Raw genomic sequence first — 17107 nt, 5'->3', positions numbered from 1 at the left:
AATTTTCTACCGCACTCTTGAGAAAATCAACATTCAATCAAAAGTGTGTCTAACCGCGCAATTTATCATGCTAAACATCTGATCATGACGTTTTTCATGTATGTTTTTTATAGAATGCATCATTTTGGTGATTCTACCTGTAGATACAAACCATGCTGTGCCAAATCGTTAGACACAGCGCCGACATTTCCTGCGCCTTGGGTTAACAACAAATCGCCTGCACGTAGTAATCCTTGTAAGACTTGCGGTAATTGCTCGTCCACGGGGTCCACCAAAATCGGCTCAACTTGACCACGAGCGCGAATACTGCGAGCCAAACTACGACTGTCTGCACCTACAATCGGCTTCTCGCCAGCCGGATATACTTCCATCAATAGCAGCACATCGACATGCGATAACACCTCAACAAAATCCTCAAAGCAATCCCGTGTTCGCGTAAAACGATGCGGTTGAAAGAGCATCACCAAACGCTGATTCGGATGACTTTGACGTGCGGCCTTAATCGTGACTTCTACTTCTTTAGGGTGATGTCCGTAATCATCAACCAAAATCACATGACCATCTTGATGTGCAAACTCGCCTTGAATTTGGAAACGACGACCCACGCCAGCAAAACTCGCCAGTGCACGACCAATTGCAGCATCACTCACGCCTTCATCAGTGGCAATACCAATCGCTGCCAATGCATTTAAGACATTATGCAAACCTGGTTGATTGGTGGTCAGTGTCAGTGGCTCACGATCGCGTCGCAGTACCGTGAACTGTGTTTTCATCCCAAGCTGAACAACATCCACAGCACGGATATCATTGCCTTCATTAAAACCATAGGTAATAAACGGACGGCCGACACGCGGCAATAACTCACGAATATTCTGATCATCACCACATAGAACTGCCAACCCATAAAACGGTAGATTGTGCAGGAACTGAATAAAAGTATCTTTCAGTTTTTCAAAACTGCCACCATAGGTTTCCATATGGTCCGCGTCGATATTGGTAATAATTGCCGCCATCGGTTGCAAATACAAAAAGGATGCATCGCTTTCATCTGCTTCCGCAACCAGATAACGACTTGCACCCAACTGTGCGTTTTTGCCTAAACTATTCAGCATACCGCCAATCACAAAGGTTGGGTCCAAACCTTCTTCGGCAAGCATCATAGTGAGTAGGCTTGTGGTCGTGGTTTTACCATGAGTTCCAGCCACGGCAATGCCATGCCGATAGCGCATGAGTTCACCCAGCATTTCTGCACGACGCACCAAGGGAATATGCTTCTCGATCGCGGCTTGAATTTCAGGGTTTTCATGATCAATTGCGGTTGAAACAACCAGTACGTTTGCGCCTTCGACATGCGCCGCATCGTGACCGTAAAACACTTTAACGCCCATGTCCTCTAAGCGCTGAGTCGTTTCACCAATTTTTAGATCTGAGCCAGAGACGTCATACCCTTGATTTTTGAGTACTTCGGCAATACCACACATCCCGGCACCGCCGATACCCACAAAGTGGATGCGTCCGATACGACGCATTTCTGGGATCTCGATCAAACGACTCGCTTTAGCCTGAGCTTGGGATGCAAGGGGTGAAGCACTTACGGATGACTGTTGTGACGCTGGCATACCCAACTCCATGTTTTATATTCTTTAAATAAATGAACGAAGATGATTAAAAATACTCATCCAAATTAAATTTCAACCACCGCATCAACGACAGCCGAGGTCGCACACGGCTGCGCTTGTAATCGTGACTTCTCAGCCATGGTGAGCAGTGTTGCGCGATTCAGCAACGGGCGCAATTGTTCTGCCAGATGTTCAGGTGTCAATGTCGCCTGAGGACAAAGTAATGCCGCCCCAGAATCACTTAAATAGCGCGCATTGGCCGTCTGATGATCATCGACTGCTTGTGGCAACGGAACAAACACTGCAGGTAAACCTGCCGCCGCAACCTCAGATACAGTTAATGCACCCGCACGGCAAATAATCAAATCCGATTGCGCATAAGCGTACGCCATATTATCAATAAATGGCACCACTTCGAATGTCAGATAAGGCTTTGATGCAAGGCTGTCATAGCGTGCAGTGGTTTCATCGACTTGTTTTTGACCGCATTGATGGCGTACATGGATCGGCTGATCTGGCGACACCAATAACGCTAAAGCTTTCGGTACACGTTCATTCAGTGCTTGCGCCCCTAGAGAGCCACCGATCACTAAAATCTCGATTGGACCACTACGATCTAAAAAACGTTGTGCAGGTTCTGCGACATGCAATATATCGGTTCGCACAGGATTACCTGTCGTACGTACTTTGGCAGCAGGGGAAAATGCTTTGGGGAAGGCTTGTAAAACCGTGGTCGCAATCCTCGCCAATTGACGATTGGTCATACCCGCAATCGCATTCTGTTCATGGATCACCAGCTTGATGCCCAGTAATCGTGCGGCCAAACCACCCGGACCTGCGACATAGCCACCAAAGCCGACAACGACATCAATATTCAGAGCCTTCATCAGACGCATGGCCGCAATGGTCGCCTTTAATATCTTCAATGGTGCGGCGATCAAACGCTTCAGGCCATTTCCACGTAACCCCTGAATATCGATCGGATACAAAGGAATTCCAGAAGGCGCTACCAACCGATGCTCCATACCCGATGGTGTTGCCAGCCAATGTACTGCCACGCCTTGCGCACGCAATCGCTCAGCCACAGCCAGTGCTGGAAATATATGTCCGCCAGTGCCTGCCGCCATGATCATGACATTAGCGATTCTTTTTTGGACTTTTTGAGGTTTTGCTGAATTTGAGGACACAAAATTTGCCTAAAGTGGATGCATTGAATGATTCAATAAAGATGAAAATTGATCACGCCTATACGGATAATGTAGAACGAATCTCTTCTCATTCGCCCACGACCGCGCATGATACTCGCAACCATGGTCATGTTTGAAGCGTTTGTGTCGTAATCGGCGTTATCTGACGATAAAGCAACGTCACGGTACTGTAAAACAACTCTGCGTTTAATGTGTGTTGATCTGTTTCTAGTGCTCAGAAATTAAACAGCTTCTTAGATACATCACCCTTCATGCTTAAACAGGATGATTGGACAAACTCTGCAAGGGAAATCTAGGGTGATCACAAGATACGTTAATACAGAAAACACCTAAAAACCCTGCATTGATAATGCTAAATTGCTGCGGCAAGTTTATCTCTTAATTACAATGAAAATGGAAGCTCTATCATGTCATTTACCATTTATAGTGCATTGATTCCAATGGCAAAGCACTTGCTTAATAATCAATCTAAAATCCTGAGTAAAGCCGCAAGCTATGCCGCAGAAAATAGTATCGATCCTAACTCATTATTGAATGCTCGTTTCGCACCCGATATGTTTCCCCTGACCCGTCAAGTTCAAATGGCAACCGATACCGTCAAGAAAGGCGCAGCGCGTTTAGCCGCCATTGATGCACCCGTATTTGAAGATGTTGAAACCACCATTCCCGAACTTCAGGAACGCATTGTCAAAACCATTGCATTTTTAGAGAGCATCCCAGAAAGTGCTTTTGAAGGTGCAGAAACCCGCGCGTTAAAAATCCCTCTCGGCCCAGGCCTCCTCGTTGATTTTACAGGTCAAAACTATTTGACGCAGTGGGTACTGCCTAATTTTATTTTTCACACCACAACTGCTTATGACTTACTCCGCCATCAAGGTGTGACCTTGGGAAAACGTGACTTTTTAGGTTAATTAACCACCACATCTCGGCGATTAACTCCCCGCAATAATGGAAGCCATCATGAATTATCAAGACATCCTTTCGTTTTGGTTTACAGAGTCCACACCCGAACAGTGGTTTACGAAGGATCTTGCCTTTGATGAGACTATTCGTCGTCGATTTGTAGATGTTCACAGGCAAGCCATTGCCTGTGAGCTGTCTGCTTGGCGTAAAGTCGGCGCGCAAGGACGGCTGGCTGAAATTATTGTGATTGATCAGTTCTCGAGAAATCTGTTTCGTGATGATCCGCGTCAATTTGCTGCTGACCCTATGGCATTGGTCCTTGCGCAAGAGGCGATTGCTCTTGGGCTTGATCAACAGCTTCCTCCTGAACAGCGGGTCTTTTTATACCTACCGTTTATGCATAGCGAATCTCGCACCATTCACATTGAGGCTGTGCGACTTTATACCGCTCTCGGTATCGCAGGGAACCTAGCGTTTGAATATAAGCATAAAGCGATCATTGACCGTTTTGGACGCTATCCTCATCGCAATGCCGTGCTAGGACGCGTTTCCACCCCTGAAGAAATTGAATTTTTAACAGAGCCCAACAGTCATTTTTAGCTTATTCTTGAGATATCACCATTTACTGATAATGGAATTTCTCTCTTGATCGAACTTAAAGCCATATTTCTCTTCGCCATCACCGCTGTGGTCGAAATCATTGGCTGCTATTTGCCTTATTTGTGGTTGACGCAAGGCAAAAGCCCTTGGTTATTGATTCCGGCTGCATTTGCATTAGCCGCCTTTGCATGGCTACTGACGTTGCATCCTGCTGCTGCAGGTCGTGTCTATGCTGCCTACGGAGGCATTTATATTGGTGTCGCCATCTTATGGCTTTGGGCAGTGGATGGGGTACGCCCCACAGTTTGGGATATAACGGGTTGTGTAGTTACGATACTAGGGGCGTGTATTATTATTTTCGCACCAAAGAGTTAGGTTCAATTATCAGCTAAGAGATTTTATAGACCCAACAATCGCTTCCACAGTAGCGTAAACACGAGTGTTGGGAGATTTATTTCACAAGTCGAAAACCGTCTTACGAACGCCCCGCTTCCAACACCTTAAACAAATCATCCGCAATCAATGTGCCATAAGCGGCATCAATCTCACGGACACAGGTCGGACTCGTGACATTGATCTCGGTAACATACTCACCGATCACATCCAAACCAACAAAAATCAACCCTTTCTCACGCAGTACAGGACCGACTTTCGCTGCGATCGCACGATCTTTTTCAGTCAGTGGTCGCGCCTCTCCACGCCCACCAGCCGCCAAATTACCACGCACTTCGCCATTTTGTGGAATCCGGGCAAGGCAATACGGCACAGGCTCGCCATTAATCAGTAGAATGCGTTTATCCCCATCGACAATTTCAGGAATATATTTCTGCGCCATGATGGGAAACTGACCTAGATTAGTCAGCATTTCCAAGGTCGAACCGACATTCGGTACACCAGTTTGCAAACGAAAGATCCCCGAGCCACCCATGCCATCCAAAGGCTTCACGATAATATCGCCATGCTCCGCCAAAAATTCGCGAATCAGCGACTGCTGAGACGTCACCAGCGTAGGCACCATCAAGTCAGGAAACTGCGTTGCAAACAGCTTTTCATTGCAGTCACGCAAACTTTGCGGACGATTCACCACCCACACCCCTTCACGCTCGGCTTGCTCTAGAATATAAGTGGTATAGACAAAATTCATGTCAAAAGGTGGGTCTTTGCGCATCAAAATCACGTCATAACTGGCAAGAGACTCTTTTACGGTTTCACCCAACGTAAAGAAATCTTTCGTGTCCTCAAAGACATCCAAGGGTTTCACCAAACCAAAAGCTTTACCGTTATTGATAAATAAGTCACTTTGCAACACATAGCCCAACGTATGTCCACGGCGCTTGGCCGCCCACAGCATCGCTAAAGTGGTATCTTTTTTGATGTTAATTTTTTCAATGGGATCCATCACAACAAGAACGCGCATAGTGGTGCAGCCTTTGATCGACATAGTTTTATAGAAGTAGACCTCCCTCTTTAATTAAAAAGGGAGGAAGAAAGAGACTCATGGGCACGAGAACATTAACTTAGAACGCTGCCTCATCAAACAAGCCGCGTTGCAAAGAATCAACCGACTTGCTCTGGATGCCAAACTCAGCACGATAATTCTGCATGCGTGCAAGATCGTCCAAACGATTTTCTTTCTTCAAATAGTTCATGAGATCGGTCATGGTCAGTAGCGCTTGAACAGGAATATTATATTGCTGTTCAATTTCTTGAATGGCTGATAGCTCACCTTGCCCACGCTCTTGACGATCCAATGCAACCAAAACGCCAGTCACTTTTGCACCCGCTTTCGTTAATACATTCATTACTTCGCGTATAGCCGTACCTGCGGTAATCACGTCATCCACAATCCACACGCGTTGACCCGCAACAGGCGCACCAACCAACAAGCCGCCTTCCCCGTGATCTTTGACTTCTTTACGATTAAAGCCCCAAGGTACATTCACCCCATGCTCATGCCACAGCGCGCTGGCTGTTGCCGCAACAAGAGGGATGCCTTTATAGGCGGGGCCAAACAAGACGCCCACATCTTCGCTTGCCATCATTTTTTGCGCATAACCACTGGCTAGCAAGGACAGCGCTTCGCCATCATTGAGTAAGCCTGCATTAAAAAAGTATGGGCTCACGCGACCTGACTTTAGGGTAAACTCTCCAAATTTAAGTACGCCACGCGAAAGAGCAAGCTCAATCAGTCCATGTACGCTAAATTTTTGCGGTGAAGGTTGCTGTGACATGATGATCTTCTCCCAAAGAGTCTACATATTCGGCATATAAGGTTTAGGCAAATCGTTTTAATTGAGCCGTGTCATTAAAAGTTTGAGGATAGCGCAATGATAGCAAAGGAAACAGGTTTAATCCGCATCGTTTCACTGAATGCCAACGGTTTACGTGCCGCGGCAAGCAAAGGTCTCATCGAATGGCTTGATGCATCCGATATCGACATCATTTGTCTGCAAGAAAGTCGTCTACATGCCCATCAATGGGTAGAGAGTCACAAACCTGCACTTTGGCACACACATCTCTTCCCTGCTGAAAAAGCGGGCTATGCAGGGACAGCAATCTACAGTCGCTTGCCCATTACCAAGATCACAGATGGTTTAGGGTTTGAACTCTGCGATAGTGAAGGCCGCTGTACGATTGCCACATTTGAGGTCAATGGTAAAACATTTGATGTGGCTTCGGTGTACATTCCGTCAGGTTCTAGCTCTGAAATTGCACAAGCACGCAAAGACGAATTTATTGCAAAAATGCTGCCGATTTTCGAGGCATGGCGTCAAGAAAATCGCTCGATTATTGTCTGTAGCGATGTCAACATCACTCACAAAGACATTGATCTAAAAAACTGGAGAGGCAACATCGGTAATTCAGGATGTTTGCCCCATGAACGCGCGTGGATGGATGATGTGTTTGCACTGGGTTATATCGACACCTTCCGTGAACTCAACAAAAATGCCGAAGAGTATTCATGGTGGTCAAACCGAGGACAAGCTTGGGCTAAGAATGTTGGGTGGCGGATTGACTATCAAATTGCTTCCGCAGATTGGCGCGATAAAATCAAAAACGTCTTTATCTATCGTGACACCCGTTTTAGCGACCACTCCCCTGTGGTGATTGACTACCTTGTAGACTAAAGCACACTCCCTTAAGCCTGGTATAAAAGTGCGTCGACGTACGCAAATGCTTACAAAAACTGACGTGCTTTGCGGCTATCGAAGCCTGCTCAAAAATTGGATTATGATCAGGCATCACAAGGAAGTCGGCAAGGATCGCCAAGGGGGAGAACCTCGCCGCAAAACAGAAAAAAAAGGTTCGGGATGAATACCGTGCGTTGTGCGAGATGCATGACAAACGTGCAAAACAGGGCGTAAGAACAAATAAGCCGCGCATCAGGATGAGAGTCAGCGCGGCTTTTTTGTGCCTGTAAAATAATGCATCCGACGCGAATAACCACAAATCGTTTATCATAGCGCCCGAACTCACCCATTCTCGGAAAAAATCCTCATGAATCGCCAAGAACTCGATAGCTTGCACACGCGCTGGCGCCAAGATTTACATTTTGAAGAGTCAGTGCTGGGTAAACCGATGAAATTCACCTCAACGTGGGGGCTCTTTTCACCTGAAAAACTGGACGAAGGCTCGCTCATGCTGCTGGATCATATTGAGTTTCGCCCTGCTGACTCCTCTATAGATTTGGGTTGTGGTTACGGGGTTTTAGGCATGACCGCTGCGCGTGAATGCCCAGAAGGACAGCATCTGCTCATTGATAAAGATTTTGTCGCAATTGAATATGCCAAGAAAAATTGTGCGGATAATAAACTGAGCAATACCGAAGTCCAACTCTCCAATGGCTTTCGTCATGTTGATCCCAAACGTCGCTTTGATCTCGTCATGTCAAACCTGCCAGCCAAAGCCAGCAAAGAGCAGCACTATCTCTACTTACTGGATGCCTATAACGCAATGAATAGCGGCGGTCGTTTCTATGTGGTCACGATCAATGGTTTACGTGAATTTATGCAGCGTACGTTCAAGGAAGTCTTTGGTAATTCGGATAAACTCAAACAAGGGAAAACCTACACCATCACGATGGCTCAGAAAGACTGACGTTTATAACGTCAGCTTTCATCGATCTCATGAAAAATGAAGTGAAGGCGAGCTTAGCGTGCTCGCTTTAGAAAATAACCGCCCAAGGCAAAGACTGCCAATATCGGCATCAACACATACAAAATCGTCCAACCGCCAGCAACCAAGCCCACATAGCCAATAAAATCTTGCAGATAACGGAAGCCTAATCCAACCAGCAGCGCAATCACGATTCGAAAGCCCATTGATCGATTCCGTAAAGACCCGAAAACAAATGCACAAGCGAGAACCACGAGTGACATCAAGCCTAAAGGTGCCAATATCTTCTGCCAAAATGATAATTTGTATTCACTGGGCACTGGCGTTTTATCTGAAGACAGTAGGCGACCATATTTAAATAACTGGCTTGGAGACAACTCATCGGGATCAGCTGTTGCTGCCGACAGCAACTTGGGTTTCAGATTCACCGACCAAATTTGGCTCGCTGCATGGATGGGGAAACTTTGACCCGTGGGCTGAATTTTGGCATTGGACACATCGTTGAGTATCCAAATCTGATTCCCTTGAAACTGGCCTGATGGTGCCTGCCAGCTATCCAGTAAGCGTTGGTCATCATTAAAATGAAATGCCTTAACAACACCTAATGCCCCTTTTTCATTCGCATAAGAAATGAAAGCGTATTCTTGACCTTCTTTATGCCAGTAGCCATGTACACCCGAGTCTTTAGCGACACCACTACGAATCAATTCTGCTTTCTGAGTCGCTGGCGGAATGATCCATTGACTTGCTGCAAATGCGACTAAACCCAGAATCAGAGCTGGACGGAGCACCCAACCCACGATGCGCCAGACACTCACACCGGATGCGCGCATTACGATCAATTCACTACTGGATGCCAGCGAACCCAAGCCAACAACAGCACCAATCAAGGCGCCTATCGGCAGCACGCTATAAAAATTACCCGGCGTTTGCAAAAGTACATAGCGCAGTGCAGATCCGATGCGATAGGTATCTTTAAGATCACTCATCTGACCCAAAAAGACGAACAACATCTGCACAATCAACAGAATCAGCACAACACCGATCATTGCTGAAAAAGTTACTCGAATGACATGACGACGCATAATCATGATAACTCTCCCACATGCGGCATATTCGTTGGACCATTCCCTCCATGCGGATGGTGCGGTGTTTTACCACTCAAGCGCGCCGTTAAACGCTGTTTACGCGCCAATATCATGGCAAAGGACAGGTAGAAAAAGACCAGTCCGGCATACCACCAGACAGATAAGGTCCCCTTCCCAATTCTCAATTTGAGCGCAAGCACGCCAATGACCAATGCTACAAAAACCAATAATGCAGGGAATAAGCGTAAATATCGCCCTTGACGCGGATTCACTTGAGATAGAGGCAAAGACAAAATAACCGCTAGAATAATCATCACAGGCATCGTCAGGCGCCAACCCAGCTCACTTTGTGCCTTTGCATCGTTAGGACGCGCCAAGAGATCCTCTGTCGACATCGACTCATTGGACATCGCAACCGCTTCAGCTGCTTGTGGATCATTCAAATGTAAACGGTACGTGGCAAACTGTGCTTCAGAGTACTTAAGCTGACCTGCTTTAAGCTCATAGCGTCGACCATTATGTAGCTCTACGATCGTATTTAATCGCGTAGGATCAATCAGGCGTACAGCTTCTTTCGCCACAATGATCACATCCGAACCATTAGCAGCATCCTGATGCACAAAGACATTCAATAAAGTAGTGCGATCTTTAGACTGCCCATCCGCATAAAACGTATACGTCCCTGAGTTAATAAAGCGTCCGGGACTCACAAGATCAAAGCCTTTCTTAGCCGACTGTTCGGCGAGTACTTTTTCAGATCGCTGAAATCCCCACGGCGCCGCATAAAGGGTTAAGCCTGCTTCAACCACAATCAGCAGAACAGCCAAAGGCCATAGCCTGAGAGCCAGACTATCCCGGCTCACCCCACTAGCATTCAATACCGCCATTTCGTGGTCCACATAGAGGCGACCAAAGACCAGCATCAGCCCTGTAAAAAAGCCAAGAGGTAAGATCAACGTCAAGAAATCAGGCATGCGGTAAGCAACCAGCCAGAGCAAAGCACTGACATCGAGTCGACCTTGAGCGGCAATACCAAAGTATTTAATAAGCCGTCCGCCGATCATGATGAACGCTAAAAAACTGGTGACCACCAGTGTCGTTGTCGCCACTTGGCGCAGCAAATAACGGCTAATAATCACAATGTATGATCCGTAAGAAAGCGCATATTGGAGTCCAAAAACAGCCTAAAAAGGCGTTTAGTCGGTCATTAGAATATCGTTGAAATACAGTGTACCTGATTGCGGACAATCCTTCACAGAGAAACTACATTCTCGTTGCCCAAAACATGGCACTTGACACTGCTGTAGAAGAGCAGAGATTGAACCATTCAGTTGTGCGCAAATACAACAATATCATGCTTAAATCACAATCTAACTACTGTTCATCAAGGAGTGACAATGTTTTAATGAGGGATAAGTTGCAAAGCATTTTGCAGCACCAAACTCTCAATATCGTTAAGCCTGTTAAACTCATTGGACACCACGACTCATGCCATCCGCTACTCACACTCAAGACTCTCCGCTTTTAAGTTCTGCACTCTCCCTACTGACAACCGCTCAGGTTACCGCCTCATCTGAAGATGTCTTGGTTATTTTACTCGATAGTGACGCGCTTTCAGGCTTGCCAACCACCCTATCGGCCAGCGCACAACAAGCCATTCAGGCCAGTGCAAGTCGTGCAGGTTTCTCTGCAAAACTGGGTGAAACTCTGCCATTGTATCAAGCAGAGCAAGATGGATTTGAACAAATACTGATTGTTGGTGCTGGCACCATCAATGAATTAAACGCAGGTCAAGCGCAGAAGCTAGCCGCAAGTATCATTAAAGCGCTCGCAGAACGTACGCCCCATGCTGTTATTGCCATTGATAGCCTACCGGATGCTGCGATTGAGCCTTTCGCTCTTGCACTCGCCAACAAAGCCTATCAATTCGATGTTTATAAAAGTAAAAAATCAACCAATAAACTGAAAAGCATTACGCTGCAATCGGCTCAAGCCGATGCTCTGCAAGCGCGGATCAACTTAGTCAATGCAGTTCATATCGGGCAAAGCTTTACCCGCAATTTGGCTAACCAACCTGGCAATATCTGCTTCCCAGAATACCTTGCAGATCAAGCGATTGCATTAGCTGCTGAATTTCCAGACGTGCTCAAGACCTCGGTTCTAGATGAAGCACAGATGGCTGAGTTAGGCATGCACTCGTTTCTAGCAGTGTCCAAAGGTTCTGAGCGTCCGGGTCGACTCGTTACTCTTGAATATAATGGTAAAAAAGATGACAGTAAGCCTGTTGTTTTAGTTGGAAAAGGCGTAACTTTTGATACAGGCGGTATTTCGCTAAAACCCGGTCCCGGCATGGAAGATATGAAGTTTGATATGAGCGGCGCAGCATCCGTACTGGGGATCATTCGCGCAGTTTGTGTCGCTAAACTTCCGATTAATGTCGTTGGTGCATTGGCCTGTGCGGAGAATATGCCATCTGGTCGTGCAACCCGTCCTGGTGACATCGTGACCTCCATGAGCGGCCAAACAATTGAAATTTTGAATACCGACGCTGAAGGCCGTTTAGTACTGTGCGATACCCTGACCTACATTGAGCGCTTCAATCCAGAAATCGTTATCGATATGGCAACTCTGACTGGCGCTTGTGTCGTTGCACTGGGTGAGATCGTCTCGGGCTTGTTCAGTGCCGATGAAGAGTTAGTTGCTGAAATACTACAAGCGGGTCTGGAAGTTCATGACCGAGCATGGCGCTTGCCATTGCTTGAGGATTATCAAGAATTACTTGACTCCCCTGTAGCAGACATGGCCAATATCGGTGGACGCACTGCAGGCGCAACTACCGCAGCATGTTTCTTGTGGCGTTATACCAAGCAATACCGCTGGGCGCATTTGGATATCGCGGGAACTGCGAACACTAGCGGTGCAAATAAAGGATCAACTGGCCGTCCAGTCCCACTCCTAATGCAGTTTTTAAGAAAGCGGGCTGGCGTATAAAATAAAAGGAAGCGCTTGTGAGTGCTGTCAACTTTTATGTATTGAATGATGTACAGGCGAGTCATGAGTTATTCGCCTGTCGTCTTTGCCAACGCGCCCTGCAAGAAGGGTTACCTCTATTTGTATGGTGCGAATCGGCAGAAGCCTTGGAGCGCTTCGATCAATTGTTGTGGGACTTTCAAGCGTCCAGTTTTATTCCGCATGACATTGATGATGCACGAGCACCCATTTGTCTGGGTTTAAATATTCCTGACGATTTTTTGCAGGCGACACCGCAAAAAGTGGGCTGCCTTAATCTCAGCGGACATGCAGTAACATCCGCTGAAGCACTCAGCCGCTTTGATCGTGTGATTGAAATCATTGCGGCCAATGAAGCTGCTAAGGCAGCGGGACGTGAACGGTTTAAAGCATATAAACAGCAAGGAATTACCCCGATCACCCATCAGATCAAATAATCAAAAAAAAATCATTTTACGAAATTCGAGAGTATGTTTTATGTCCTTACAACTTGGTGCTGACTTCCCCAGTCGATGGCTCGCAACCCCGTACGCTGAGCGTCGGCAATGCCTACGTGACTTAAGTAGCGTCTGCTTGTTGTTAGACCCCAATACCGACTTTGATGAATGGGAAAAATCCCTGCAAAACGACACTGATGATGTCGAACCCATCACGTCGCCCACTCAAGCTCCGATTCAAAAAAATAAAACCGAGAGTCCTTCCAAAAATCTTGCCGCACCCATTACAGAGATCACCACTCAACCTGAGTTTGAAAAACGTCTCCATCAGCAAATTGACACAATCATTGAGCGCTCGCTTGACCCGATTCGTCTTGAATTACGCAAGTGGCTCGAAAGTCAGATTCAGCAAGAATTAAATATACTCAAAAAATAGGACAGATCTCTTATTTCTTATGACGAATAGCAACTTTTAAACCCGCCGGCTTAGAAGCCACCCAAGCTGAGAATTTAGCAATTTCAGGGTGACCTGCCAGAGCTTCAACTGTATTGTAATGCTGCATCAATGTGGCATTGTCCAAAACCGCATGCACTTGTGAATGACAAGGATGACACAGCAGCGCAATCCGCTGCTGCATATCTTGCTTATCGAAGAAACGCTGCGTGCGGGTTTTATTATGACGAGACTGAGGAATCAGATGATGGCGGGTCAAAGGCAACTGCGCACGCCCACAAAGTTCGCATGCGCTATCACTGGCACCAACCTCTTGTTCTAACATGGTGATGACTTATGCACTGGTATTCACAATAGGACTAACACTTTTTTCCCCGCACAGCACGATCAAAAGATTGCTCACCAGTGCCGCTTTACGGTCGGTATCCAGCGTTACCGTCCCTTTATCTTCAAGGCGCAGGAGTGCCATTTCGACCATACCCACAGCACCATCGACAATCTGACGACGCGCGGCGATCATCGCTGCTGCTTGCTGACGTTGAAGCATCGCTTGTGCAATTTCAGGTGCATAGGCCAAATGACTGATTCGTGCTTCGATTACAACCACACCCGCACGTGCCAAACGCTCATTTAATTCACGCTCTAAGTACTCATTGATCAATCCGGTACTATCCCGCAGGGTGATATCGGCATGGTCATCTTCGCTATGATCATATGCATAGGAACTTGCAAGCTTACGCACCGCAGCTTCGGACTGAATATGTACAAATACTGAATAGTCATCGACATCAAACGTCGCACGTGCAGTATCGTCCACCTGCCACACCACAACGGCTGCAATTTCGATAGGATTACCACTTTTATCATTCACTTTCAGCGCTTGACCATTGAGATTCCGGGCACGGAGGCTGATTTTCTGCTTACTATAAAAGGGATTGACCCAACGCAGCCCACTCTTTTTCATGGTACCCATATAGGTGCCAAGAAAGGTTGTAATGACTGCCTCATTCGGCGCAATCACCGACATGCCTTTAAAAATAAGCAGACTCAAAACAAATAGCGTGACCGATAAGATCGTTGGTTCGTGCGCCTGCAAAAATGAAATCCCTGCAAAAGCCAATAGAACTAATGCAACCACTAGTAGTGCATAACCACTAATCGACACCAATAAGGGCTTTTCAGTGACTGATGTTTTAGAAATGGGGTGAGATGTACTTGCCATAATGATTCTTCCTCTTCATGATCTTTTTAATTATCCTAATCCGAAGAGATTACAGGGCCAATACAAAGACTTCCATAGCGGCGATGTAATTGATGGGCAAACCATCATGAGCGTCAACTGACTAAGACGACTCTGGCCATTCAAAACGATAACCCACACCATAGATGGACTGAATCCACTCATATTGATCGGTACGTTTGGCTGCCTCACTTAGCTTGCGACGCAGATTTTTGATATGACTATCAATCACTCGGTCCGCCACATCGATGCTATCAGGGCTCAAATGATCTAATAATTGCGCCCGAGAGTAGACCCGCCCTGCATTTTTGATAAATAAACTCAATAAGTTGTATTCGTATGGCGTCAACAATAAAGGTTTGCCGTCAAACAGAACCCGCCGCCCTAACTCATCAACCTTAAAGCCCAAATCGGTTGAATTTTCTTGTGCTAATGCCAGACCATACTGATAGCGGCGCAAAACGGCCTGAACCCGCGCCACCAACTCTCGAGGACTAAATGGTTTACACAAATAATCATCCGCGCCTATTCGCAAGCCCAATAACCGATCAATCTCTTCACTGCGGGCCGTCACCATAATAATCGGCACTTCTGAGAACTGGCGAATCGCATGACACATCGTAATGCCATCCATACGCGGTAGCATGATATCGAGCACAATCAAGTCAGGTACTTTCTGATGGATGACATCAAAAGCGCGCTGACCATCATGATAGACACCGACGTCAAAACCGGCATGGCGCAAATAATCCTCGATTAAACTCGCGAGCTCTTTTTCATCCTCAACCACCATCACATATGCCACATCACACCTCTACCATTAATTTTCATGAATGATTTGCCTGACAGGCAAGCGTAAAATCGCTCGGAGCCCACCCAATGGAGAATGCTCAAACAATAAATCACCCCCATGCATTTCCGCGATCTGGCGAGATAACGCAAGACCTAATCCTGCGCCACCCGTTGCTCTGGTCCGCGAAGAATCTGCACGAAAAAAACGCTCACCTAAATGAGAAAGGACGTTATTCGAGACACTCGGCAAGCTATCGTCGATCAACAAGGTCCAAAATCGTTCCTTTTGGATAAGTTGTAATTCGGTACTGACCCGTACTACACCACCGGGATCGGTGTAGCGTCGGCTATTTTCGAGTAAATTGGCCACCACTTGACGGATCCGATCCGCATCAATTTCGAGCTGTATAGAAAAATTGGGCGGAATAACTTGCAACTCCAACCCTTGTGATTGCATCGGCTCACTAAATCCTTCGCACTCCGCATGAACAACTGTCCAAGGCTCAGTGATGCGTAGATGACAAGAGAGCTGCCCCACATCGGCCCGCGCCAGTTCATAGACATCATTTAATAAGCGTGACAGAGCACTCACTTGCCCATGCATTGCCTGTAAATGTTGAACACTAGGCTCACGTACACCATCCTGCATCGCTTCAATTTGCGCTTGTAATACACTGACCGGAGTACGCAGTTCGTGAGAAGTGTCGGCAACCCATTGCCGACGTGAGGACTCATGTTGACTCAAGATTTCTGACAGTTGGTTCATGGTTTTACCCAAATCACCCAGTTCATCCGAACGATTGATGTGATTTTTGAACGTGTACTGCCCATGAATCAGATGATTTGCAGAATCCATAAGCGTTTGGATGGGGCGCCGGAAATGACGAGCCAACAGCCCCGCCACTACTGCGCTCATGACAATACAACCGATGCCAATCCAAAACAGTTGCTCTTTTTGCTGAGTAAAAAATGCTTTGGACAGTGCATCATCAGGATCGATACGCGGCTCAAGAGTCAGATAGCCAACAGTCTTTTCATGAACTCGGATCACTAATCTGGGCGCACGATTTGTGGCATAAGCACCCGCGACCAATATGCCTTGCGAATCAATGAGACCCAAGCGACTGCCTATGTCCAGCCGATCAGGAAATCCTCCAAATAACGGCGGCGGCATTTTTAAACGTTTCATCTCGAAAAGGGCTTGGGGCCCAGAGTCACTCAGCGTCGGCGGATAAGGCCGATGATTATCAACTCCGTTCGGAGGTGGTTCTGAAGTTGATGGCTGGTAATTTGGCAGCATGAGTCTGCGCGCTTCTTTTTTTTCACTGAACTTGCTAAACATATGATGATGAAACTGTGCCCGCAACCACTGATGCTTTTCATCCTCTGATAACTCGGGCCAATGCCCTGATCGCTCATAATCTTGTTGCAGTTGCGTAACCAAACCCTGGAGTTTATTGATCTCAATCTGTGCAACATAGACCGCAAAGCCATCGCGCATCGCCAAATGGAACATCCACAGACCCAAAAGCGTAATCGTCACCGCGGTCAAAAGGATGGCCATAAAGAGGCGAATCGCAATGGGCAAACGGATTGAGACGAGTTTTAAAAATGAGCGCACGCAGCAAATTTCTCATGGAG

Annotated in this window: 18 protein-coding genes; 8 read left to right on the top strand and 10 right to left on the bottom strand. The window is 46.8% G+C overall.

From position 1 onward, the window contains the following. Positions 1-119: 119 nt before the first annotated feature. Both murC and murG read right to left on the bottom strand, forming a co-directional pair. Entirely contained in the window at positions 120-1529 is a 1410-nt protein-coding gene (murC, locus tag HYN46_RS01025; RefSeq protein WP_407640781.1) for a UDP-N-acetylmuramate--L-alanine ligase, read from the bottom strand. Positions 1530-1684: 155 nt separating this feature from the next. Further along, entirely contained in the window at positions 1685-2806 is a 1122-nt protein-coding gene (gene murG / locus HYN46_RS01020; protein WP_228254851.1) for an undecaprenyldiphospho-muramoylpentapeptide beta-N-acetylglucosaminyltransferase, read from the bottom strand. A 428-nt stretch (positions 2807-3234) separates the two neighbouring features. Here murG and HYN46_RS01015 point away from each other — a divergent pair, with 428 nt between their 5' ends. From HYN46_RS01015 to HYN46_RS01005, 3 genes are read left to right on the top strand one after another with little or no spacing between them, the layout of a single operon-like run. Next, on the top strand, positions 3235-3738 hold the full coding sequence (locus HYN46_RS01015) for a DUF1993 domain-containing protein (RefSeq protein WP_114897710.1): 504 nt from the start codon (positions 3235-3237) through the stop codon (positions 3736-3738). A gap of 49 nt (positions 3739-3787) precedes the next feature. Beyond that, positions 3788-4330: a DUF924 family protein gene (locus HYN46_RS01010; RefSeq protein WP_114897709.1), complete on the top strand. Its 543-nt coding sequence runs from the start codon at positions 3788-3790 to the stop codon at positions 4328-4330. A gap of 45 nt (positions 4331-4375) precedes the next feature. Further along, positions 4376-4705, top strand: coding sequence for a YnfA family protein (locus HYN46_RS01005; RefSeq protein WP_114897708.1), 330 nt, complete (start codon positions 4376-4378; stop codon positions 4703-4705). A gap of 100 nt (positions 4706-4805) precedes the next feature. On the opposite strand, the gene gshB is transcribed toward HYN46_RS01005, so the two are convergent. Both gshB and pyrE read right to left on the bottom strand, forming a co-directional pair. Further along, positions 4806-5747 (bottom strand): glutathione synthase, encoded by a 942-nt coding sequence (gene gshB / locus HYN46_RS01000; RefSeq protein ID WP_114900502.1) that lies wholly within the window; start codon positions 5745-5747, stop codon positions 4806-4808. Positions 5748-5847: 100 nt separating this feature from the next. Beyond that, positions 5848-6561 (bottom strand): orotate phosphoribosyltransferase, encoded by a 714-nt coding sequence (gene pyrE / locus HYN46_RS00995; RefSeq protein ID WP_114897707.1) that lies wholly within the window; start codon positions 6559-6561, stop codon positions 5848-5850. 96 nt (positions 6562-6657) lie between these two features. Between pyrE and HYN46_RS00990 the strand changes: the two genes are divergently transcribed. Both HYN46_RS00990 and HYN46_RS00985 read left to right on the top strand, forming a co-directional pair. Continuing rightward, positions 6658-7458 (top strand): exodeoxyribonuclease III, encoded by an 801-nt coding sequence (locus HYN46_RS00990; protein WP_114897706.1) that lies wholly within the window; start codon positions 6658-6660, stop codon positions 7456-7458. 370 nt (positions 7459-7828) lie between these two features. Further along, the gene (locus HYN46_RS00985) at positions 7829-8428 is read left to right on the top strand and encodes a class I SAM-dependent methyltransferase (RefSeq protein ID WP_114897705.1); all 600 of its coding nucleotides are present in this window, start codon (positions 7829-7831) and stop codon (positions 8426-8428) included. A 53-nt stretch (positions 8429-8481) separates the two neighbouring features. On the opposite strand, the gene lptG is transcribed toward HYN46_RS00985, so the two are convergent. Continuing rightward, positions 8482-9537, bottom strand: coding sequence for an LPS export ABC transporter permease LptG (gene lptG / locus HYN46_RS00980; protein WP_114897704.1), 1056 nt, complete (start codon positions 9535-9537; stop codon positions 8482-8484). After that, positions 9534-10673, bottom strand: coding sequence for an LPS export ABC transporter permease LptF (lptF, locus tag HYN46_RS00975; protein WP_114897703.1), 1140 nt, complete (start codon positions 10671-10673; stop codon positions 9534-9536). The genes lptG and lptF overlap by 4 nt, the downstream gene beginning before the upstream one ends. Positions 10674-11022: 349 nt before the next feature. Between lptF and HYN46_RS00970 the strand changes: the two genes are divergently transcribed. Genes HYN46_RS00970 through HYN46_RS00960 form a run of 3 tightly spaced genes read left to right on the top strand, consistent with a single transcriptional unit; the run spans position 11023 to position 13416 of the window. Continuing rightward, positions 11023-12525: a leucyl aminopeptidase gene (locus tag HYN46_RS00970; RefSeq protein WP_114897702.1), complete on the top strand. Its 1503-nt coding sequence runs from the start codon at positions 11023-11025 to the stop codon at positions 12523-12525. 17 nt (positions 12526-12542) lie between these two features. After that, complete coding sequence (locus HYN46_RS00965) at positions 12543-12980, top strand: DNA polymerase III subunit chi (protein ID WP_114897701.1); 438 nt, start codon at positions 12543-12545, stop codon at positions 12978-12980. A 40-nt stretch (positions 12981-13020) separates the two neighbouring features. Next, entirely contained in the window at positions 13021-13416 is a 396-nt protein-coding gene (locus HYN46_RS00960; protein WP_114897700.1) for a hypothetical protein, read from the top strand. Positions 13417-13426: 10 nt separating this feature from the next. On the opposite strand, the gene HYN46_RS00955 is transcribed toward HYN46_RS00960, so the two are convergent. The 4 genes from HYN46_RS00955 to HYN46_RS00940 form a co-directional block, all read right to left on the bottom strand. Continuing rightward, positions 13427-13759: a hypothetical protein gene (locus HYN46_RS00955; protein ID WP_114897699.1), complete on the bottom strand. Its 333-nt coding sequence runs from the start codon at positions 13757-13759 to the stop codon at positions 13427-13429. A gap of 9 nt (positions 13760-13768) precedes the next feature. After that, positions 13769-14656 (bottom strand): SPFH domain-containing protein, encoded by an 888-nt coding sequence (locus HYN46_RS00950; protein WP_114897698.1) that lies wholly within the window; start codon positions 14654-14656, stop codon positions 13769-13771. 121 nt (positions 14657-14777) lie between these two features. Further along, on the bottom strand, positions 14778-15479 hold the full coding sequence (locus HYN46_RS00945) for a response regulator (protein WP_114897697.1): 702 nt from the start codon (positions 15477-15479) through the stop codon (positions 14778-14780). A gap of 15 nt (positions 15480-15494) precedes the next feature. Next, complete coding sequence (locus HYN46_RS00940) at positions 15495-17087, bottom strand: ATP-binding protein (RefSeq protein WP_114897696.1); 1593 nt, start codon at positions 17085-17087, stop codon at positions 15495-15497. Between the last annotated feature and the right edge of the window lie 20 nt (positions 17088-17107).

The organism is Aquirhabdus parva, assembly GCF_003351745.1.
Taxonomy (GTDB): Bacteria; Pseudomonadota; Gammaproteobacteria; order Pseudomonadales; family Moraxellaceae; genus Aquirhabdus; species Aquirhabdus parva.
The sequence above is the reverse complement of the archived record's forward strand: the minus strand, read 5'-3'. Positions and strand labels throughout refer to the sequence as shown.